This is a genomic window from Mesorhizobium sp. M0139, assembly GCF_040322455.1.
In the GTDB taxonomy this organism is placed as follows: Bacteria; Pseudomonadota; Alphaproteobacteria; order Rhizobiales; family Rhizobiaceae; genus Mesorhizobium.
The window spans coordinates 164256-184886 of record NZ_JAMYTN010000002.1; the positions used below are offsets into that span (position 1 = coordinate 164256).

Sequence of the window (20631 nt, forward strand, 5' to 3'; positions counted from 1 at the left end):
CATGCAACAACCGTATGACGGTTGCGATTGGGCCAGCCAAAGGGCTAGCGTGCCGCGCCATTCACAGGAGAAAATCGTCATGGATCTTGGCATCAAGGGCAAGAAGGCCATCGTCTGCGCATCGAGCAAAGGGCTTGGCCGCGGCTGCGCCACGGCGCTGGCCGAGGCCGGCTGCGATCTCGTTGTCAACGGCCGCAATGCCGAGCTGCTGGCAAAAACCGCAGCCGAACTGCGCGAACGCTACGGCGTGAAGGTGACCGAGATCGTCGGCGACGTCTCGACGCCCGACGTGCAGAAGGCGATCCTTGCCGCCTGCCCCGACCCGGATATCCTGGTCAACAACAATGGCGGCCCGCCCTTGCGCGATTTCCGCGAACTCGACCGCGCAAAGATCCTCGAAGGCGTGACGCAGAACATGGTGACGCCGATCGAACTGGTGCAGGCCGTCATCGACGGCATGGCCATGCGCGGCTTCGGCCGCATCGTCAACATCACCTCGCTGTCGGTCTACGTCCCGATTCCCGGCCTCGATCTGTCGTCCGGCGCGCGAGCCGGGCTGACCTCGTTCCTGGCCGGCGTGGCGCGCACGGTGATCGACCGCAACGTCACCATCAACAGCCTGCTGCCGGGCAAGCTCGACACCGACCGGCTGCGCGGCCCGCATGAGGCCGGCACGATGGAAGACCCGGCAGCGGCCGCAGCGCGCAAGACCCGCATCAGCGCCGACGTTCCGGCCAAGCGGCTCGGCACGCCGGAAGAGTTCGGCCAGATCTGCGCCTTTCTGTGCTCGGTCCATGCCGGTTATCTCACCGGCCAGAACATCCCGGTCGATGGCGGCCTCTATGTCAGCGCGTTCTGAAGGGCTCAGTGCATCCTCAGCAGGATTTCCGCGCAACCGTTTGAAATAATTCGGTCTTTTCGGCCCCGGTTGTTTTAGCCGCCCTTGCGTTATTTGGCGTCGCGAAAAACCATTTTTGCGTGCTAAAAGGCTGCAAAGCAGGTTTGAGGGAGCGGCCGCATGGAAGGCGAGAACAAGAAAACGGCACGTTCGGACCTCGACGAAGCCGCCCTCTACTTCCATAAGCATCCAAGGCCGGGAAAGCTCGAGATCCAGGCGACCAAGCCACTCGGCAACCAGCGCGATCTGGCGCTGGCCTATTCGCCTGGTGTTGCCGCCCCCTGCCTCGAAATCCGTGACAATCCGGCGACCGCCGCCGACTACACGGCGCGCGCCAATCTGGTCGGCGTCGTCTCCAACGGCTCGGCCGTTCTCGGCCTCGGCAATATCGGCCCGCTCGCCTCCAAGCCGGTGATGGAAGGCAAGGCGGTGCTGTTCAAGAAATTCGCCGGCATCGACGTCTTCGACATCGAGATCGACGCGCCGGGCATAGAGCGCATGGTCGAGACGATCTCGGCGCTGGAGCCGACTTTCGGCGGCATCAATCTCGAGGACATCAAGGCGCCCGAATGCTTCGAGGTCGAGGCGCAGTTGAAGGCCCGCATGGGCATTCCCGTCTTCCATGACGACCAGCATGGCACCGCCATCATCGTCGCCGCCGCGGTGCTCAACGGGCTGGAATTCGCCGGCAAGGCCATTTCCGACATCAAGATCGTCACCTCAGGCGCCGGTGCGGCAGCGCTCGCCTGCCTCAACCTGTTGGTCTCGCTTGGCGCCAAGGTAGAGAACATCTGGGTCACCGACCGCTTCGGCGTCGCCTACAAGGGCCGCACCGACGAGATGGACCGCTGGAAAGACCCCTATGTGAAGGATACCGAGGCGCGCACGCTGGCCGATGTGATCCCGGGCGCCGACGTCTTCCTCGGCCTATCGGCCGCCGGCGTGCTGAAGCCGGAACTGTTGCGGCATATGGCGCCGAAGCCGCTGATCCTGGCGCTGGCCAACCCCAATCCGGAGATCATGCCGGAGGCGGCGCGGGCGGCGCGGCCGGACGCCATGATCTGCACCGGGCGTTCCGATTTTCCCAATCAGGTCAATAACGTACTGTGTTTTCCTTACATCTTCCGCGGTGCGCTGGACTGCGGCGCCAGCGCCATTAACGAGGAGATGAAGATGGCGGCGGTCAGGGCGATCGCCGCCCTTGCCCGCGAAGAGCCTTCGGATGTCGCCGCGCGCGCCTATTCCGGCGAGACGCCGATCTTCGGGCCCGATTTCCTGATCCCCTCGCCCTTCGATCCGCGCCTCATCCTGCGCATCGCGCCGGCGGTGGCCAAGGCCGCCTGCGACACCGGCGTCGCGACACGGCCGATCACCGACTTCGCCGCCTATATCGACCAGCTCAACCGCTTCGTCTTCCGCTCCGGCCTGGTGATGAAGCCGGTGTTTTCGTCGGCCAAGGCGTCGACCGCCAAGCGCGTCATCTATGCCGACGGCGAGGACGAGCGCGTGCTGCGCGCAGCCCAGGTGGTGCTGGAGGAAGGCATTGCCGAGCCGATCCTGATCGGCCGCCCGCATGTCATCGAGGTCAGGCTGAAGCGCTACGGCCTGCGTATCAAGCCGGGCGTCGATTTCGGCCTGATCAACCCGGAAGACGATCCGCGCTACCGCCATTATGTCGACCTGTTGATCGAGCTTGCCGGCCGGCGCGGCGTGACGACGGAGGCCGCGCGCACCATGGTGCGCACCGACAATACGGTGATTGCGGCACTGGCGCTGAAGCGCGGCGATGCCGACGCCATGATCTGCGGCCTCGAGGGCCGTTTCGAGCGGCATCTGCGCAATGTGACGCTGGTCATCGGACCACGCGCGGGCGTCAAGGACCGCGACCTGTCGACGCTGTCGATGCTGATCTCGCAACGCGGCATCATCTTCCTCACCGACACCCATGTCTCGGTCGACCCCACGGCCGAGGAGATCGCCGAAATGACCATATTGGCGGCGGAGGAAATCCAGCGCTTCGGCATCGAGCCGAAGGCGGCGCTGCTGTCGCATTCGGATTTCGGCTCGCGCGATTCTCCCAGCGCGCTGAAGATGCGGCAGGCAGCGGCGATCCTGGCGCGCGTTGCGCCCGACCTGCAATGCGACGGCGAGATGCATGCCGATTCAGCCCTGTCGGAGCATCTGCGCCAGCGCGTCTATCCGCATTCGCGGCTGAAGGGCGAAGCCAATCTCCTGGTGTTCCCCAACCTCGACTCCGCCAACATCACGCTGACCGCGCTGCGCACGATGATGGACGCGCTGCATGTCGGGCCGATCCTGCTTGGCACCGACAAGCCGGCGCATATTTTGACGCCGTCGGTGACGTCGCGCGGCGTCGTCAACATGACGGCGCTGGCAGTGGTCGAGGCGGCGCACAAGGCGCAGGCGGTGGTTCATTTCAACTGACGCCGTCAGGCAGGCACGAAACGGTAATGCCCGGTCTGCTTGAAGGCAAACAGCGTGTCCTCCTCGCGGGCGCCCGACCTGATATTGTGGATGACCAGCGCTCGTTCCGGAACGTCCGCCGACCGTTCGGATGAGACGATGACGATGTGCGGCAGGTTGCCGGGCAGCATCTGGGTGACGACATCGCCCGGCTGAAAGTCGGGAGGATACTCGCTGGCGGGCAAGGAAACTCCCTTGCGCCCGAAAAAAGCGGCAAGATTGCCGACCCGTCGGTGGTCGATGTTTCGATCGGTCGCTTTCAGACCCCAGGTCTTGGGATAGGCGGCGAAATTGGCCGCCATATCCTCATGCACCAGCTTCTGCAGGTCGAGCTCGAAGGCGCGGCGATAGGCGCGCACGACGACGTCCGTGCACACGCCTCGATCCGGCGCGACATCGCCGCCGGGATAGTCGAGGCGGACATAGGCCGGGTCGTAGAAGGTGGTGACGCCGATCTGCTCACGCGCGGCTTCGACCAATTTGCTGCGCCAGTCCGGAGCGGCTGGATTTCCCTGCGCCCGGGCGGCGGGCGCCGCCAGGCACAACAGACCGAACTGCAGCGCAGTTCGGCGGCTAATCGCGATCATGCCAGCTCCCCGGGGCATTGCTGGATCGTGGGATATTCCGGGGCGATTGCGCCTTTTTCATGCAGCGGTGAGACCGCACAGTTGCCGCCCTATCCAAACGCCTCCTGCAACGCGTCTATGGGCTAAGACCATCTTTGGTTGTAGATTGAGGGAACGGTTAACTGCGAATCCGGTAGACAGGCAGGCAAGCGGGGTTTCGGGCAATGACGGGCGGACGATGGAGGCTGAAGCATCTGGCTGCGCTGCTCGGCGCGCTTGTGCTTTCGGCCGTCGCCACCACTGAACCGCAGGCCGCCTCCCGCGTTTGCCGTCAACTGGAAGCCGAGCTTGCTTCTTCATCGAATGGCGGCGGCAATTCCAGCATGGTGCGGAAGTATGACAAGGCCATCTCCCGCCAGTTCGAACAGCTATCAAAGGTGCGCGGTCGTGCGAGCGATGCGAATTGCGGGTTTTCGCTGTTTTCGCGCAATGTCAGCCAATGTGCTGCGCTGAACAGCAGCATCGATCGCATGAACGCCAATCTCGATGCGTTGCAAGCCAAGCGCGCGCAGCTTGCCGGCGGCGGCTCGCGGCGCGACCGCGGCCGCATCCTGGCCGCGCTCGACGCCAATGGCTGCCGTGACGAGCCCGCGCCGCGCCGGGAGCCGCTGCAGGAAGCCAGCCGCGAACCCGACGACGGCGATCTGTTCGACCAGCTTTTCGGCGGCGACCGGCAGATCGACACGCTCGATCAGCCCGATGATCCCGGCGAGGAGCGCAATGTGCGCCGGGTGCTCAATCAGCCCGGCGTGCCGGATTTCCCGACGGTCGGCGGCGAGTTCCATACGAGCTGCGTGCGTACCTGCGACGGCTATTTCTTCCCGATGTCGAACTCGGCTTCGCTCGGCGATTTCGAGCGCGACCAGAAGAATTGCGAATCGAGCTGCCCCGGCACCGAAATGCAGGTGTTCTATTCGCGCGGCATGGAAGACGATTCGGCCAACATGACGTCGTCGGTGACCGGGAGGCCCTACAGCGAGTTGCCTACCGCTTATCTCTACAAACAACCCAACCAGTCGCGGCCGCAGGCATGTGGCTGCAACGCGCAGGCCGGAAATTTCGAGATCATCGGCGGTAACCCGCCACCGCCCGAGCAGTTTCAGCCCGATATTGAGACCACGCCGTTCATTCCGGTGCCGGCGGCCAAACCCGATCCAGGCGCGGATCCGGAGACGCTGGCGAACGTACAAGGCGGGCTCGACCGCGCCGCCATCAAGCGCCTTGCCGTCAAGCCGGTGGTGTCGCCGGTGTCGCTGATCCCGCCGGACCAGCGCAAGGTCAGGGTCGTCGGGCCAGCGTTCCTTCCCGACCCAGCAGCGGCAATAGATCTGCAAGCTCCGGCCCGGAAGCAAGTCCGGTAAGCGCCAGCCTGAGCGGCATGAACAACGCCTTGCCCTTGCGGCCGCTGGCTTCCCTGATCCTGGCCGTCCAGTCTTTCCAGACCGTACCGGTCCACGGCTCTTCCGGCAACAGGTCGAAGGCCTGCTGCAGGAAGTCGCGATCCTCGTCGGAAAATTCCGGCGCGGGCTGCGGGCCGTCGGCAAGGATGCGCCACCAGCCGACCGCGTCGCTCAGCCGGTCGAGATTGCCGCGCACCGCCAGCCAGAACGGCTCGGCCTTGTCGCCGGAGATGCCGAGCACGATCAGCCGATCCCGCGCCTCGGAAAACGGCATGTGGTGCATGAGCGCACGATTGAGCACGAACAGCTCGTCCGGGTCGAATTTGGCCGCCGATTTCGACGTGGCGGCGGGATCGAAGCGCGCGGCCAGTGCCGGCATGTCATGCACCGCCGCGACATTTTCCGAGGTGCCGACAAGGACGGCCAGCGAAGCCACAGCCATCGGCTCGATGCCCTCCTCGCGCAGGCTTTCGATCGACAGCGCACCGCTGCGCTTCGACAGGCCCTCGCCCGAGCCCGTGGTCAAGAGATTGTGGTGGCCGAAGACAGGCGGCTCGGCGCCCAATGCCTTGAACAGCGCGATCTGCACGCCGGTGTTGGTGACGTGGTCGTCGCCGCGAATGACATGAGTGACCCCCATCTTGATGTCGTCGACGACCGAAGGCAGCGTGTAGAGATAAGTGCCGTCCTCGCGCCGCAGCACCGGATCGGACAGTGAGGCCAGATCGACGGTTTCCTCGCCGCGCACCAGATCGTTCCAGTGGATTTCGGTGCGTTCGGGCTGCAGCGGATCGCTGGTGAAATTCGGCAGCAGAAAGCGCCAGTGCGGCCGGCGGCCATCGGAGCGGTATTCGGCGATCTGCTGCTGCGAAAGCGCCAGCGCCTCGCGGCCATAGACCGGCGGCAGGCCGCGCGTGCGGCGCACCTTGCGGCGCAGGTCGAGTTCTTCGGGGGTTTCGTAGCAGGGATAAACAACGCCGGCCCTTTGCAGCCGCTCCACTGCCGCGTCGTAAATTTCGAAGCGCCGCGACTGGTATTCGGTGGCATCGGGGAAAATCCCCAGCCAGTGCAGGTCGTAGAGGATGGCGTCGGAAAATTCCTGCCTCGAGCGGGCAATGTCTGTGTCGTCGAAGCGCTGGATGAAACGGCCCTTGTTGTTCATGGCAAACAGCCAGTTGAACAAGGCGGTGCGGGCATTGCCGATATGAATGCGGCCGGTTGGTGAGGGGGCAAAACGGACGGTAACTGTCATGGGCGGGGCGTAACGGATGCTCTTGGAATTGACAAGACGCGCCCCCGCGCGACGCCAAAGACATAATGCACGCCAGCTAAAATGAAAAGGCTGTGAGCCAGAATCCGGCCGGGCCTGTCTCGGGTGAACCGCTCACCAGCGGTCCACGCCGGCAGAATCGGGCTTTCCTCAGCCGCTTTTTGTCCCCGTTATCCACATATGTGACACACAAGATGTTGGGGTCACAAAAGCTACGCAAACGAATCCTTGACGACGCAAACCGAGTCGCCTTTTATGTGCCATGTGCTCTTGTTGAGGGCGCGACCGGAGAGTTTCGAGCCCGGTCATTTTTCCCGGATTTTGTGCGTTTCGGCCATGATTTCCGCCTGTTTACGAGGCTGGCGGAAGCGTTGGATCGTGGGGGCTTCGGGAGCGAAAAGGGAGATTTGTCGGACTGGAATAAATTGTCTGTTAACACTATATTTAGTGTTTGCAGGCAGGTTCGACGCTAGATAGTGTGAATTTCCCTCGGTCGAGGGAATCGAGGAAAAATTCAGTTTTGAGGGACCCGCAGGGTTCGGCGCAGAGTTGGAACAGCGGCTTCGTAAGAAGCTCGACCAGCAAGGCGACGAAGACTGCCACAAGGAGAGCCGGTGTTTTCGAACGCCGGCAGACGGCGGACATGCGCGTTTCGCATTGGGGGCAGAAATCCCCGGGGAAAAGCGCTATATATAGACAAAAGGGACCGGACCAATGCGCATCGAGCGTCGTTTCACCAAGCCAGGCCAATCAGCTTACGCGGAGATCGAATTCCGCAAGGCGCTTTCGGAGATCAAGAATCCGGACGGCTCGGTGGTGTTCCGCTTGGACAATATCGATGTGCCGGCGCAGTTCTCGCAGGTTGCCGCCGACATCCTGGCGCAGAAGTATTTCCGCAAGGCCGGCGTGCCCGCGCGCCTGAAGAAGGTCGAGGAGAACGACGTCCCCTCCTTCCTGTGGCGCTCCGTCGCCGACGAGGCCGAGCTTGCCAAGCTGCCGGAAGCCGAGCGCTACGGTTCCGAAATCGACGCCCGCCAGGTCTTCGACCGGCTGGCCGGCACCTGGACCTATTGGGGCTACAAGGGCGGCTACTTCAAGTCGGAAGAAGACGCCAGCGCCTTCCGCGACGAACTCGCCTATATGCTCGCCACCCAGCGCGTTGCGCCGAACTCGCCGCAATGGTTCAATACCGGCCTGCACTGGGCCTACGGCATCGATGGCCCGAGCCAGGGCCACTATTATGTCGACCCGTTCACCGGCAAGCTGACCAAGTCGAAGTCCTCCTACGAGCATCCGCAGCCGCATGCCTGCTTCATCCAGGGCGTGCAGGACGATCTCGTCAACGAAGGCGGCATCATGGACCTGTGGGTGCGTGAAGCGCGTCTGTTCAAATATGGCTCGGGCACCGGCTCCAATTTCTCGATGCTGCGCGGCGAAGGCGAAAAGCTGTCGGGCGGCGGCCGTTCGTCCGGCCTGATGAGCTTCCTCAAGATCGGCGACCGCGCGGCGGGCGCCATCAAGTCGGGCGGCACCACGCGTCGTGCGGCCAAGATGGTCATTGTCGACGCCGACCATCCCGATATCGAGGAATTCATCGACTGGAAGGTCAATGAAGAGCAGAAGGTGGCGTCGCTGGTCACCGGCTCCAAGATCGTGAAAAAACATCTCGAAGCGATCATGAAGGCCTGCATCAATTGCGAAGGCCATGATGACGATTGCTTCGACCCGTCGATGAACACCGCGCTGAAGCGCGAGATCAAGGCGGCCAAGAAGTCGGCCGTGCCGGAGAACTACATCTACCGCGTCATCCAGTTCGCCAAGCAGGGCTACACCGCGATGTCGTTCAAGACCTACGACACCGACTGGGATTCCGACGCCTACCTCACCGTTTCCGGCCAGAACTCCAACAATTCGGTGTCGCTGAAGGACAACTTCCTGCGCGCCGTCGAGGACGACGCCGACTGGCATCTGACCGCCCGCAAGGACGGCAAGGTGCTGAAGACGCTGAAGGCACGCGACCTCTGGGAAAAGATCGGCTACGCCGCCTGGGCTTCGGCCGATCCGGGCCTGCATTTCAACACGACGATGAACGACTGGCACACCTGCGCTTCGGCCGGTGCGATCCGGGCCTCCAATCCGTGCTCGGAATACATGTTCCTCGACGACACGGCCTGCAACCTGGCCTCGATCAACCTGCTCCCCTACCGCAACGCCGACGGCACGATCGACATCGCCGCCTACGAGCACACGGTGCGGCTGTGGACCGTCGTCCTCGAAATCTCGGTGATGATGGCGCAGTTCCCGTCGAAGGAGATCGCCAAGCAGTCCTACGAATACCGCACGCTCGGCCTCGGCTATGCCAACATTGGCGGCCTGCTGATGACGTCGGGCATCCCCTATGATTCCGACAAGGGCCGCGCCATCTGCGCAGCGCTCACCGCCATCATGACCGGCATTGCCTATGCCACCTCGGCCGAGATGGCCGGCGAGCTCGGCGCCTTCGCCGACTACGACCGTAACGCGCAGAACATGCTGCGCGTCATGCGCAACCATCGCCGTGCCGCCTATGGCGAGAAACAGGGCTACGAGAAACTCGCCGTCAATCCGGTGCCGCTGGTCGCGTCCGACCTGAAGCAGCAGGAATTGGCCACGCACGCCAAGGCTGCCTGGGACCGCGCCATCGAACTCGGCGAAGAGCATGGCTACCGCAACGCGCAGGCGACCGTGATTGCGCCGACCGGCACGATCGGCCTGGTCATGGATTGCGATACCACCGGCATCGAGCCCGACTTCGCGCTGGTGAAGTTCAAGAAGCTCGCTGGCGGCGGCTACTTCAAGATCATCAACCGCGCCGTGCCGGAAGCGCTGCGCACGCTGGGCTATTCCGAGAGCCAGCTCGCCGAGATCGAGGCTTACGCTGTCGGCCACGGCAACATGAACCAGGCGCCGGCGGTCAACCCCGGCTCGCTCAAGGCGAAGGGTTTTACTGACGACAAGATCGCGGCGCTCAATGCGGCGCTGAAGTCGGCCTTCGACATCAAGTTCGTCTTCAACCAGTGGACGCTGGGCGCCGACTGGGTGAAGGAGACGTTCGGCTTCACCGACGAGCAGCTCAACGACTTCTCGTTCGAGATGCTGCCGGCGCTGGGCTTCTCCAGGAAGGACATCGAGGCCGCCAACATCCATGTCTGCGGTGCGATGACGCTGGAAGGCGCGCCCTTCCTCAAGGCCGAGCATCTGGCGGTGTTCGACTGCGCCAGCCCGTGCGGCAAGATCGGCAAGCGCTCGCTGTCCATCAACAGCCACATCCAGATGATGGCGGCGGCACAGCCCTTCATCTCCGGCGCCATCTCCAAGACCATCAACATGCCCAACGATGCGACGGTGGAAGACGCCAAGGGCGCCTACATGCTGTCGTGGAAGCTGGCGCTGAAGGCCAACGCGCTCTATCGCGACGGCTCAAAGCTGTCGCAGCCGCTCAATTCGTCGCTGCTCGCCGACAGCGAGGATGACGAGGACGACGCGGTCGAGCAGCTGATCGCTGCGCCCGCTTCACAGCGCGCCGTGCAAGTGACCGAGAAGATCGTCGAACGCGTCATCGAACGTCTCTATCGCGATCGTGAAAAACTGCCGAACCGCCGCAAGGGATACACCCAGAAAGCGGTCGTCGGCGGCCACAAGGTCTACCTGCGCACCGGCGAATTCGATGACGGCCGCATCGGCGAGATCTTCATAGACATGCACAAGGAAGGCGCTGCTTTCCGGGCGATGATGAACAACTTCGCCATCGCCATCTCGCTTGGCCTGCAATATGGCGTGCCGCTCGAGGAATTCGTCGAGGCCTTCACCTTCACCAAGTTCGAGCCGGCCGGAATGGTGCAGGGCAACGACGCCATCAAGAATGCGACGTCGATCCTTGACTATGTGTTCCGCGAACTCGCTGTGTCCTACCTCGGCCGCCACGACCTCGCCCATGTCGACCAGTCGGATTTCGACAAGACGGCGCTCGGACGCGGCATCAACGAAGGCAAGGCGACGCCGTTCTCGAAGGGCCTTACCCGCGGCGCCTCGCCGGTCAAGTTGGTGTCTGGCCTAGGTGGCGAACCCAAGGGTTTTGCCGGATCACCTGCCGCGGCCCCTGCCCGGGTCACCCCAACTGCGTTCTCAGGCTCCAATGTGCTGGCGCTTAAACCAGCAAGCGACGAAGCCATCGCCTACAAGCGCGACTATGAGGAGCGAGCCAAGGAATTGGTCGAAGATATTGTTTCCGAGGAGGCTGCCGACCCCACCGGGTTGTTCACCGACGAAGCAGCGAAAGAAGCGGCCGAGGCAAAGGCGCTTGCCTCCACGCGCCGTCAGCAATCCTTGATGCAAGGCTACACCGGCAACGAATGCTCGGAATGCCACAACTTCACCATGGTGCGGAACGGCACCTGCGAGAAGTGCGATACTTGTGGATCGACGAGCGGGTGCAGCTGAGGAAAGTCCTAGCGCTAAAACGCAACATCATCGGCCCGGTCGCAAGATCGGGCCGAAATGGTATCGAGAACAAAAAGAGTACGCCACATAAGGATGTCTTTATGTAACATCCCTCAAAACACCAAAGGCCGCCCCTTTCAGGCCGGCCTTTGGTACCGCGATGCGCCGAAGCCCATGCGGGGCGACGAGATCAGAATCCCATCTCCTGAGATTCTGATCAGAGAGTCGAGAAGGCATCGGCAGCTAGTGTGACTTTAACTGCTCCGGAAAGGGCTTTTTTCGTTATGAAGATCGAAGCGAGAATTAGCGCTAATAAGTTGGTTGAATATTGTTTCGCTCGCTCCACGCGGCGAACCGCGATCATTGAAGACATCATCAAACCTAAGAACTTCCTCCTCGACACTCGCTACAACGAGATAGAGCGAGCAATGATGCATTTCATTGAAACTCACGGGCGTGATGACAGCCGATTATCTCAACTCGACAGAGCCTTATTATCGCGCCAACCTGCCACCTCGCACGATGAACAAAGGCTTCTTACGGCTCACGATGCTATCGAACTTTGCCGGACTATGAGCTTGGACAAGCTGCCTACTGCTGCCAGAATAACCGGCATTTCAGATAGCCAGCCAAAATTCGTTCTTGCCGGTGTATCTGTTGGTGTTCGACCGACAAACTCGGTCAAGATGCCACAAACAGGAAAGGGGGAAGTCGGCTTCGGCTTGATCAAACCTTATCTCTGCAAAACACTACCGTTGTCGACAGAAACTTCGGCGCTGCATGGGGCACTTCTCCACTGGTACGCGGAGGAATGTTTCGAAGATGCTGGAGAGCCGCGCGCAGAATTTTGTTTTGTGGTTGACGTGTTCGCCCAGAAGATTTTCGCTGCACCCGGTAGCTTCAGCCAACGCAGAAAGCTGCTGGCTGCCTCATGTCAAGAGATCGCAGACAGGTGGCCGTCAATTCGGGCGAGGTTAATTGCTGACGAAGAGGCCAGCCGGAAACGGCGTTAATGGTCACCCGGTAGTGCTTATCTTCTCCCCTTGTTGTGGGGAGAGGATGAGCGGCACCGGAACACCGTAGCATCCTCTGAAGGAGTGATTGTATGCGTTATGCGGTAGTGATTGAAAAAGCGGCCGATAATTTCTCTGCTTATGTGCCAGACCTGCCCGGCTGCATCGCGACGGGCGCGACAGTGCCTGAAGTGGAAACGGAAATTCGCGACGCTATACGCTTTCACATCGAGGGCTTGCGTGCCGATGGGCTGGAGGTGCCCAAAGGAATCAGTCTCGCGGAATACATAGAGGCATAAGCGGTAGCCTTCAGGACAACATCCTATCCCGGCACCCGCAGCGTCTGATCGTCGAACAGCGGCTCGTCCTGCCCCGCCCGAACGAACAGCACCCTCCGCCCCTCACCCGCCGGCGCCTCGAAATACTGAATACCATCCGGCATTTCGCCCCAGTCGCCGCAGGGCGGTTCGGGGACCTCATCATTGGCGAGCGCTTTCAGTTCTTTTGCATAGTCGGCATCGGGGCTGAATGTGTAGCGTTTGACGCCCGCGGGCACGGTGCCCTCGGTGTAGGGCGTCAGCACGCAGCGGGCGCTGACTGATTTGTCGGTCTTTTCCAGCAACAGGCGCAACACCGCGGCCTCGGCGGTTTCGCCTGATTTGATGTCGAACACCTCGACCAGCGGATCGGGCGCGCCGCCATCGCTGTATTTGATGGCGAGCGCGTTGCCGACGAATTCGAAGTGGATCTGGCGAAAACCGAAATCGCAGCGCTGCACCCAGGCGGCCAAACCGACCGTCTTGTCGGCCAGTTTCTCCCAGACGCATTTGTCGATCGGCGGGCGCGATGGCGCCAGCTCGTCCGCCCGCGCTGCGGCTGATATCGTAGCCGAGGCAAACAGCGTGCAGATCCAGACAATCAGTCTCATGGCGTTATTCATCGCTGCATCCTGTCAAAGTGAAGGCGTCCCAGGCCGAGCCGTCCGGATTGGCATTGGCGAAATCGGCAAATTCGGTGAAGGCCGCGCCGAAATCGGGCAGCAACAGCCCTTTCGGCGCCGGTGTCGCTTCGCGCGAATTCAGCTGCTCGGCGCCGCCTCCGGTCAAGGCATAGACCTGGCCCATCCATATCCGGCAGCGACCGCTGCCATCCTCCAGCCCCGCTTCGCGGTCGTCGTCGGTGCAGGCATAGCGGATGGTGCCGAGCGGAAACGAATTTTTGCCATTGGTCCAGGTGATGTCGGCCGGCAAGCGCGTGTCGGTGTTGGGGACGGTCACCGAAAACACTTCGGCCGTCAGTGCCGCCGGCTCATTGTTCAGCGGCCGGAATTGCAACACCGCGCCCGAACGCGGCTCGCGATAGGTGGCGTGGCTGAGCAGACACTCTCTTGCGCTCGCTGCCTGCACGGCGCCGAGCAGAGCCAGGCAAACGACGGCCAGCCTGCGAACGATCATTGGATGTCTCGTCATGAAAGTGGCGCCTCAGATAAAACCGACCAGCCAAGCCGCGCCGCCCAGAAACGCGGCCGAACAGACCCACAGCAGCCAAAGCCCGCGCACCCGGCATTCGAGCACTGCCGAGGCGGGGTTGGCTGGGTCGTAATGCACGTCGACCTTGCCGCCCTCGGCATAGCTGCGCGCCTGGCCGCTGACGAGGCGGGGCATTGAAGCGGTGACCGCGGCGCCGAAGGTGACGCGGTCTGAGGTGTAGTGCTGGCCTGCGACGCCGTAGCTGTACACGATGCGGGATTTGAAGACGGTGCTCCAGCGTCGATGGCTGCTGTAGTTTCGCAGCGTCTGCAGGCCCGAGGAGTCAATGCGGCCGGGGGCGACCGGCCATTTTGCCGCCTGCTCGGCAAGCGACTTCTGGACGAAGGCCATGCGCAGGATCATCAGGCCCATGAACAGCAGCAGCGCTCCGGCGCCGAGGTTCTGCGGCTTGGGCAGGTGCGGCCGGATCGCCTCCAGCACGCCACCGAGCGAAAACACCAGCACCACCGTGCCGATCACCAGCCCGGCCGAGAGCTTGACCATGAACTTGAAGGCGCCGTCCGGCAGGGTGCGTTCGATCACGGCCTTGCCCGGATCGGCCGGATTGTAGAAGACGGTCACTTCAGCGCCGGTGGGAAACTGCGCCAAGGTTTCGGTGACTTCGAAATTCCCCAGATTCTCCTTCACGCTGTAGCGCGAGCTTTGAAATTTCTTTTTACCGACCTTGTATTCGAAGGTGACCGCCGGAAAATTGCGCATCTCGGTGGTGTCGCTGCTGTCCGAGCCGACGCCCGACCTTCTGACTTCGCGCGCCTCGACGCGCGACGAGATGATCTTGCCCGGCGCCGGCAGCCAGTGGCTCATCGCCTGCACCTCGCGCCATTTGACGAAGGTGATGAACGACAGACCGCCCGCGATCGCGCAGGCAAATCCGACAATCAGAAATTTGAGCTCTACGTCCACCGCGTCCCCCAGGAGTGCCGGAAGCTGCAAATAGATAGCACGGCGAAGGCAATGTCTTGATTATTCGCAAAGGACGAACCGCCCTTCCTCGGGTATCGAAGCCCCCTCAACTTTGTTAAGAGTCGCCCAAACTGTTAGGAGCCATGAGACCAGGATGACAGCACTGCGCGTTCTCTCGGATGCCTTCATTCCGGAACTCCCGAACCACTACAAAGGCAAGGTCCGCGAGAATTACGATCTGCCGGATGGCCGCCGCATCATCATCGCCACCGACCGGCTGAGCGCCTTCGATGTGATCCTGACCGCAATACCGCTCAAGGGAGAGCTGCTGACGCAGACGGCGCGCTACTGGTTCGAGGAAACGGCGGACATCTGCCAAAACCATGTGCTCGATTATCCCGACCCCAATGTCGTTGTCGGCACCAGGCTCGACATTCTGCCGGTGGAAATCGTTGTTCGCGACTATCTCGCCGGCACCACCAGCACTTCGGTGCTGACGAAATACAAGAACGGCGAACGCGATATGTACGGCATCCGCCTGCCGGACGGACTGCGCGACAATGAGAAGCTGCCGCAGGCCATCATCACACCGACCAGCAAGGCGCTCGATGGCGGTCATGACGAGCCCTTGACGCGCGACGAGATTTTGACGCGCGGCCTGTTGTCGGAAGAGCAATGGGACACAGTCTCGCGCTATGCGCTGGCGCTGTTTGCGCGCGGCAAGGCGCTGGCCGCCAAGCGCGGCCTGATCCTGGTCGACACCAAATACGAGTTCGGCACGGACAAGGATGGCACCATCATCCTTGCCGATGAAATCCATACGCCCGATAGCAGCCGCTACTGGCTTGCGGCAAGCTATGAGGAGCGCTTCAAGGCAGGCGAGCGGCCGCAAAGCTTCGACAAGGACTTTATTCGCGCCTGGGTAACCGCGCGCTGCGATCCCTACAAGGACCGTATTCCGAAAATCCCCGCCGAACTCATCGAGCAGACGTCGCGTGTCTATACGCAGGCCTTTGAGACCATCACCGGCAAGACCTTCACCGCTGATAGATCGGGAAAGACGGTGCTGGACCGCATTCGCGAGAACCTGCGCCCTTATTTCTGACGGCGGCTGGCGGCCGCCGGTCAACTTGCCGAGGTCGCGGACACGGACGGTTCTGGCGGAGCGCGCCACGTGCCGAGATATGATCCGCACAGGATGAGCGCGAAAGCCGCTACAATGCCGATATCGAGCGGCTCTGAAAGGACGAGCACGCCGGCTGCCACGGAGACGGCGGGCGCCACATAGGTTATGACGACCGCCCGTTCGGGGCCGATCTCCCGCACCAGCAGAAAATAGGTGGCGAAGGCGATCGCCGTGCAAAACACGCCAAGACCGAGGATTGCGCCAACCACCGTTGTCGACGGCATGGCCGCCGGCCAGGCCAACGCCGCCGGCACGGCGTAGATCAGCGCGGCCCCTGCCAGACAGACTGCCGTCAGCGAGGTTGCCGGCACATCGTTCAGCCAGCGCGACGCGATGATCGAACCCGAGGCATAGCAGGCCGCGGCCATGAGAATCTCGACGACCGCGAGAAATCCGCCACCCAAGGTCGGCAGCGCCAGCACGAAGACACCGGCAAAACCGAGGAAAAGACCGGTCCAGCGGCGTATCCCCAGCCGCTCATCCGAGCCCATCAGCTTTGAGAGCGCGACGGTTACCGCCGGCGTCATGGCAATCAGCAGTCCGGCGGTGGAACTGTCGATGCTGACTTCGCCATGGGTGATCAGCCCCCATGGCAGGATCATCTCGACCAGACAGAATGCGGCGACCGCCGGCCAATGTGTCTTCAGCCATCCGAAACTGCGCTGGACAAGGACGAAGGGCAGCAGCGCCAGGGCGCCGACGGCTGTTCGGGCAAAGACCAGGAAGGGCACCGACACCTCGGCAACCGCCAGCTTGATCAACAAATAGGGAATGCCCCACAGGAGGCTGAGCAGCACGAACAAAAACAGTCCGCGGCGCGTCATGACGGCCTCACAGCCAGAAAGGTGGTCCACTCTTCGCGATCGCGGCCGACGTTGAATTCGTCTCCGACAAGAACCAGCCCGGCGTTTTCGAGTCGGGCCGCGAAGTCGTCCCTGCGCCAGTAGACCGTATGATATTCGCCGCTCTTCTCGCCATCGCCAATGCGCATCGAGACGAGGAAGGCGCCGCCCGGCCGCAGCGACCCGGCAATCTTGGCAAGCACCTGGTCGGCCTGCTCGCGCGGCACGTGGATCAGGACGCACAATGCCAGCACCGCGTCGTAGGGGCCGCCGAGATCGTCGGTGATGAGATCGAGAAACTCACCATGCTTGCCGCGTGCGGCCTGCAACTCGAGAAACCGCTTCGTTGCGTCTGTGCGCCGAACCTGGACACCGAGCCCTTCGACGAAGTCCGCGTCGTATCCGGGTCCCGAACCGACTTCCAGAATCCGGCCACCTTTGCCGGCGATCTTCACCAGGCGCTTCAGCCATTTCTGTTCTCTTTGGTTCGGAACGTGCCGCACCAGAGCGTCGTAGCGTTCGGCATAGTCCTCATAGGCGTTGATCGTTTGGCGGCTCTTCGCCAGATCCTCGGATGGCACAGTCATCTTTCCCTCCCCTGGTCAAAGAGCTTGCTTAGCCAATGGTGCCGGGAGGCACGCGTCCGTCAAGCATACCGATATCCCTGAGGAAATGATCCGACAGCGAGCGGCGGTCGAGCAAGCCGCGCTTGCGAGGCCTGAACGGCGCGGTGAAGAGGTCGAGCACCGGGCGGCGAAGCGTGTTGTAGAGAGCGATGGTGGTGGTCATTGCCGTATCCTCAGGGTTTGATCCGATGAATGCAGCATGCCGTTTTCCGGGCTTGGTTTCCAATCGAACGTCGCGTAGTATGCATCAGCGGGATTGATGCGTCATGAGCTGGGAACTACCACCATTAGGAGCCATCAGGGTCTTTGAAGCCGCGGCCCGGCTGGGCAGTTTCACCAAGGCAGCCGAAGAACTCGGCATGACCCAATCAGCTGCCAGCTATCAGATAAAGGTGCTGGAAGAACGTGCCGGAACGCCGCTTTTCATAAGAAAAACAAGGCAGATCGCGCTGACCGAGGCCGGACAGCAGCTGGCGCCGCACGCAACAGGCGCGTTCTCGACCCTGGCCGACGCATGGGTCGCCACCAAGGGTGGAGCGACCGGCGTGCTGTCGGTGACGACCATGGAAACCTTCGCATCGAACTGGCTGGCCGTATGGCTTGGAACATTCCAGCTGATGCATCCCGATCTTGCCGTGAAGGTGAATACATCGCACGGGCTGGTCGATTTCACGCGCGGCGACATGGATGTCGGCATTCGCACCGGCAGTGGAAAATGGCCGGGCCTGACGGCTCACTATCTGTTCAAGGCGGACTATACGCCGATGCTCAGCCCGAGACTCGCCGAAAGCGTCGGCGGCATCCACCGCCCCGAGGATCTCTACCAAGTGCCGCTATGCTGTGCCGACGATCCCTGGTGGGAAATCTGGTTCAAGGCTGCCGGCGTGCCGTTCGAGCCCGATCGCGTCATCGCTGGCCCGAAGCTGGGTACGCAGGCCTATGATGCGATGGCGGCGCTGACCGACAAGGGCGCCGCGATCCTCACCAGAAACCTTTACAGCGCCCTGTTGGAAAAGGGCCAGTTGATACAGCCATTCGGCGTGCTTGGATCGGACGGCGACGGCTATTGGCTGGTGCATCTGGAGAGCCGCCGCAACGCGCCCAAAATCAAGGTGTTTCGCGACTGGGTGCTGGCGCAGACGGCAGAGATACGCGAACGCGAAAAGCGCTAGACTTTCCCTTCTCCCCTTGTGGGAGAAGGTGGATCGGCGCGATAGCGCCGAGACGGATGAGGGGTGCGTGACGGAGTACCGTCATTGCCAAGCTGGAACACCCCTCATCCGACCGAGCTTCGCTCGGCCACCTTCTCCCACAAGGGGAGAAGGAAGAAGCGCTCAATCCTTGAAGGTCAGCCCGTATTTTGCGACCTGCTCCTTCGGCATATCCGCAAGCGCCTGGCGCGTGGTGTAGCCGCCATAGATCACCTTGCCGTTCTTGATCATCCAGTCCTCGACGTCGGCCTCGGTCACCGTCATCCTGTCGCCCATCTTGTACTTGTTGCCATTGACCGGGACGTCGGCGAGCAGGCCGATATAGGAGCCGTCGCTGTAGCCGACCAGCTGCAGCCAGATATGCTCGGTGGCGCCGTTCTGGGTCAGCGGGAATTTTACCGTGTAGGTGCCGGGTGTGCCGGCGTCCATCAATTCGTGGAAGCGCTTGAGGGTCGAGCGGCCGCTGTCCTTGGCGGCCTGCATCGCCTTGTCCTCGGTGGAATAGGACACGACGTTCTGCTTCGACTCCGCCAGCGAAGCGCCACTTCCGCCCGGCATGTGGCCGAGCGAACTGAAAAACCCGTAGCCGACGGCGGCGGCAAGTGCGACAGCCACAACTGGATTGCGCAATGGATCCCTCCGAAAACCCGATCACGGGCACGTTACCGGAAGGCTGTTGCGATACCGCTAAAGGACACAGTGAGCGGATCGTTAGCGAGACGCTGAAAATTCAACCCAAGGCGCAGCGGCAGGCAGCGCAGGCGCACCGGCACCGGCCTGACGTTCAGTCGGCGTCGGCGACGGTCGTCTGCCCGCCTGCCCATGCCCGCCAGGCGCGCTCGTCGCCATGGAAGACGTTGAGGTCGATGCGGCCGGTCACGCCGTGCGACAGGCCGGAGCCGGAGTACTGCCAGAACAGCCATTTGCGGCCGGGATAGACTTTTGAGGGATGCCGCGCCACGGCGCGCAGCCAGAACGGATAATCGAGAAACGCACCCTTGAGATTGTCGCGATAGAAATCCGGTGCGGTGTAGATGATGGGCCGCTGGCCGTAATGGCGCTCCAGCTTGTCCATGAACACCTTCATCTTTTCCAGCACGGTGGCCCGCGACGGCCGCCGCTTGCAGGAAGATTCGCCGTTCCACTCGACATCGATTACCGGTGGCAGCGCGCCTTCGACCCTCGGCACATTGCGGATGAACCAGTCGGCCTGCTCGCCCGCGGTGCGGCACCAGTAGAAGAAATGATACGCGCCGCGCTTCAGCCCGGCGGCGTCGGCATTGCGCCAGTTCTTCATGAACATCGGGTCGAGATGGTCGCCGCCATCGGTCGCCTTGATGTAGGCGAAGTTGGCGCCCTGGGCACGCAGCTTGCCCCAGTTGACATTGCCCTGCCAGCGCGAGACGTCGACGCCGTGGACGGCAAGGTAGCGTGGCGAAGCCTTGCCGAAATTGATCGGCTTGGCGTCGCGGAAACCGTAGCGGGTGACCGGCGAGGCCAGCATGGCCGGCGCCGCGCGCGTCAACCGCTTCGGCGCAGACATCAGAGCGGCGGGCTCGAGCTGTGGTCTGGTGCTCCCCTGCGGCGTGCCCGCGACGATGGCCTCTTCTTCCTCGACCATGGAAAAGGGCGGCGCATTGTCGGCCACAGCGTTGTCGGCCACCATGTCGGACCGCATCGGCGCGAGGTCGGCGGTCTCCGCCGGAGCCGCTGTGACCGGCGCGCTCGGACGCACGACCGAACTGGTCGTCTCGTTCGACGGCTGCAAGCCATCGACGCCCGCTGTGGACGAACAGCCGGCAAGCCACAGCGATGCCAACATGAAACTGACGACGCCTGAAATCCGCATCTGGACCTGTACGCAAAACACAACAGACCGAAGGCAAACAGACGCCGCCGGACAAACCGGCCTCGATTACTAACGAGAAATTACCAACAAAGTTTGAATCAAGTTATTAGGAATTGGCCGGGGTATGTTCGGCGGCCATAACCTACCTTCGTCATTCTAGGGCAAAGCAGTCGCGAAGCGACGTCGCGCAGACCCTGGAAATCCATGCCGTTACATCCATGGCATGAAGACGGTTCAAGATTGAGTTTGGGCGAAACGGGTCGAGCAAGGAAGCCATTCTCGACCGCGACATAC

At 62.2% G+C, this 20631-nt stretch carries 18 protein-coding genes; 8 read left to right on the forward strand and 10 right to left on the reverse strand.

Annotated elements, in window-relative coordinates; genetic code table 11:
- Positions 1–79: 79 nt before the first annotated feature.
- The gene (locus NKJ58_RS03265) at positions 80–859 is read left to right on the forward strand and encodes an SDR family oxidoreductase (protein ID WP_023819458.1); all 780 of its coding nucleotides are present in this window, start codon (positions 80–82) and stop codon (positions 857–859) included.
- A 159-nt stretch (positions 860–1018) separates the two neighbouring features.
- Entirely contained in the window at positions 1019–3343 is a 2325-nt protein-coding gene (locus tag NKJ58_RS03270) for an NADP-dependent malic enzyme (RefSeq protein WP_023669041.1), read from the forward strand.
- Positions 3344–3348: 5 nt separating this feature from the next.
- On the opposite strand, the gene NKJ58_RS03275 is transcribed toward NKJ58_RS03270, so the two are convergent.
- Complete coding sequence (locus NKJ58_RS03275; RefSeq protein ID WP_023669042.1) at positions 3349–3969, reverse strand: DUF1287 domain-containing protein; 621 nt, start codon at positions 3967–3969, stop codon at positions 3349–3351.
- Between the two features lie 203 nt (positions 3970–4172).
- On the opposite strand from NKJ58_RS03275, the gene NKJ58_RS03280 reads away from it, so the two are divergent.
- Positions 4173–5369: a DUF2865 domain-containing protein gene (locus tag NKJ58_RS03280; RefSeq protein ID WP_023736543.1), complete on the forward strand. Its 1197-nt coding sequence runs from the start codon at positions 4173–4175 to the stop codon at positions 5367–5369.
- Here NKJ58_RS03280 and gltX read toward each other — a convergent pair.
- Entirely contained in the window at positions 5287–6660 is a 1374-nt protein-coding gene (gene gltX, locus NKJ58_RS03285; RefSeq protein WP_023669044.1) for a glutamate--tRNA ligase, read from the reverse strand. The genes NKJ58_RS03280 and gltX overlap by 83 nt on opposite strands.
- A gap of 732 nt (positions 6661–7392) precedes the next feature.
- On the opposite strand from gltX, the gene NKJ58_RS03290 reads away from it, so the two are divergent.
- The 3 genes from NKJ58_RS03290 (at position 7393) to NKJ58_RS03300 (ending at position 12469) form a co-directional block, all read left to right on the forward strand.
- A complete protein-coding gene (locus NKJ58_RS03290) occupies positions 7393–11157 on the forward strand; it encodes a vitamin B12-dependent ribonucleotide reductase (RefSeq protein ID WP_352852773.1) in 3765 nt (1254 codons plus the stop codon).
- A gap of 284 nt (positions 11158–11441) precedes the next feature.
- Positions 11442–12170, forward strand: coding sequence for a hypothetical protein (locus NKJ58_RS03295; protein ID WP_352811693.1), 729 nt, complete (start codon positions 11442–11444; stop codon positions 12168–12170).
- Positions 12171–12262: 92 nt separating this feature from the next.
- Positions 12263–12469 (forward strand): type II toxin-antitoxin system HicB family antitoxin, encoded by a 207-nt coding sequence (locus NKJ58_RS03300; protein WP_352811692.1) that lies wholly within the window; start codon positions 12263–12265, stop codon positions 12467–12469.
- A 23-nt stretch (positions 12470–12492) separates the two neighbouring features.
- Here NKJ58_RS03300 and NKJ58_RS03305 read toward each other — a convergent pair whose 3' ends face one another.
- The 3 genes from NKJ58_RS03305 to NKJ58_RS03315 are packed head-to-tail and all read right to left on the reverse strand — an operon-like array spanning position 12493 to position 14623.
- The gene (locus NKJ58_RS03305) at positions 12493–13098 is read right to left on the reverse strand and encodes a hypothetical protein (protein WP_352811690.1); all 606 of its coding nucleotides are present in this window, start codon (positions 13096–13098) and stop codon (positions 12493–12495) included.
- A 4-nt stretch (positions 13099–13102) separates the two neighbouring features.
- Entirely contained in the window at positions 13103–13624 is a 522-nt protein-coding gene (locus NKJ58_RS03310; RefSeq protein ID WP_023715976.1) for a hypothetical protein, read from the reverse strand.
- A gap of 27 nt (positions 13625–13651) precedes the next feature.
- Positions 13652–14623 (reverse strand): DUF3592 domain-containing protein, encoded by a 972-nt coding sequence (locus NKJ58_RS03315; RefSeq protein ID WP_352811686.1) that lies wholly within the window; start codon positions 14621–14623, stop codon positions 13652–13654.
- Between the two features lie 163 nt (positions 14624–14786).
- Between NKJ58_RS03315 and NKJ58_RS03320 the strand changes: the two genes are divergently transcribed.
- On the forward strand, positions 14787–15728 hold the full coding sequence (locus NKJ58_RS03320) for a phosphoribosylaminoimidazolesuccinocarboxamide synthase (RefSeq protein ID WP_352711991.1): 942 nt from the start codon (positions 14787–14789) through the stop codon (positions 15726–15728).
- A 20-nt stretch (positions 15729–15748) separates the two neighbouring features.
- On the opposite strand, the gene NKJ58_RS03325 is transcribed toward NKJ58_RS03320, so the two are convergent.
- The 3 genes from NKJ58_RS03325 to NKJ58_RS03335 are packed head-to-tail and all read right to left on the reverse strand — an operon-like array spanning position 15749 to position 17440.
- Complete coding sequence (locus NKJ58_RS03325; protein WP_023669052.1) at positions 15749–16633, reverse strand: DMT family transporter; 885 nt, start codon at positions 16631–16633, stop codon at positions 15749–15751.
- A complete protein-coding gene (locus NKJ58_RS03330) occupies positions 16630–17238 on the reverse strand; it encodes a class I SAM-dependent DNA methyltransferase (RefSeq protein ID WP_023669053.1) in 609 nt (202 codons plus the stop codon). The genes NKJ58_RS03325 and NKJ58_RS03330 overlap by 4 nt, the downstream gene beginning before the upstream one ends.
- A 28-nt stretch (positions 17239–17266) precedes the next feature.
- Positions 17267–17440, reverse strand: coding sequence for a hypothetical protein (locus tag NKJ58_RS03335; RefSeq protein WP_023669054.1), 174 nt, complete (start codon positions 17438–17440; stop codon positions 17267–17269).
- 103 nt (positions 17441–17543) lie between these two features.
- On the opposite strand from NKJ58_RS03335, the gene NKJ58_RS03340 reads away from it, so the two are divergent.
- Positions 17544–18449, forward strand: coding sequence for a LysR family transcriptional regulator (locus NKJ58_RS03340; protein ID WP_352852774.1), 906 nt, complete (start codon positions 17544–17546; stop codon positions 18447–18449).
- A gap of 162 nt (positions 18450–18611) precedes the next feature.
- Here NKJ58_RS03340 and NKJ58_RS03345 read toward each other — a convergent pair whose 3' ends face one another.
- Both NKJ58_RS03345 and NKJ58_RS03350 read right to left on the reverse strand, forming a co-directional pair.
- The gene (locus tag NKJ58_RS03345) at positions 18612–19118 is read right to left on the reverse strand and encodes a DUF2314 domain-containing protein (protein ID WP_023748585.1); all 507 of its coding nucleotides are present in this window, start codon (positions 19116–19118) and stop codon (positions 18612–18614) included.
- A gap of 154 nt (positions 19119–19272) precedes the next feature.
- Positions 19273–20337 carry a glycoside hydrolase family 25 protein gene (locus NKJ58_RS03350; protein ID WP_023684920.1) on the reverse strand — a complete coding sequence of 355 codons (1065 nt, stop codon included), beginning with the start codon at positions 20335–20337 and terminating at the stop codon, positions 19273–19275.
- Between the last annotated feature and the right edge of the window lie 294 nt (positions 20338–20631).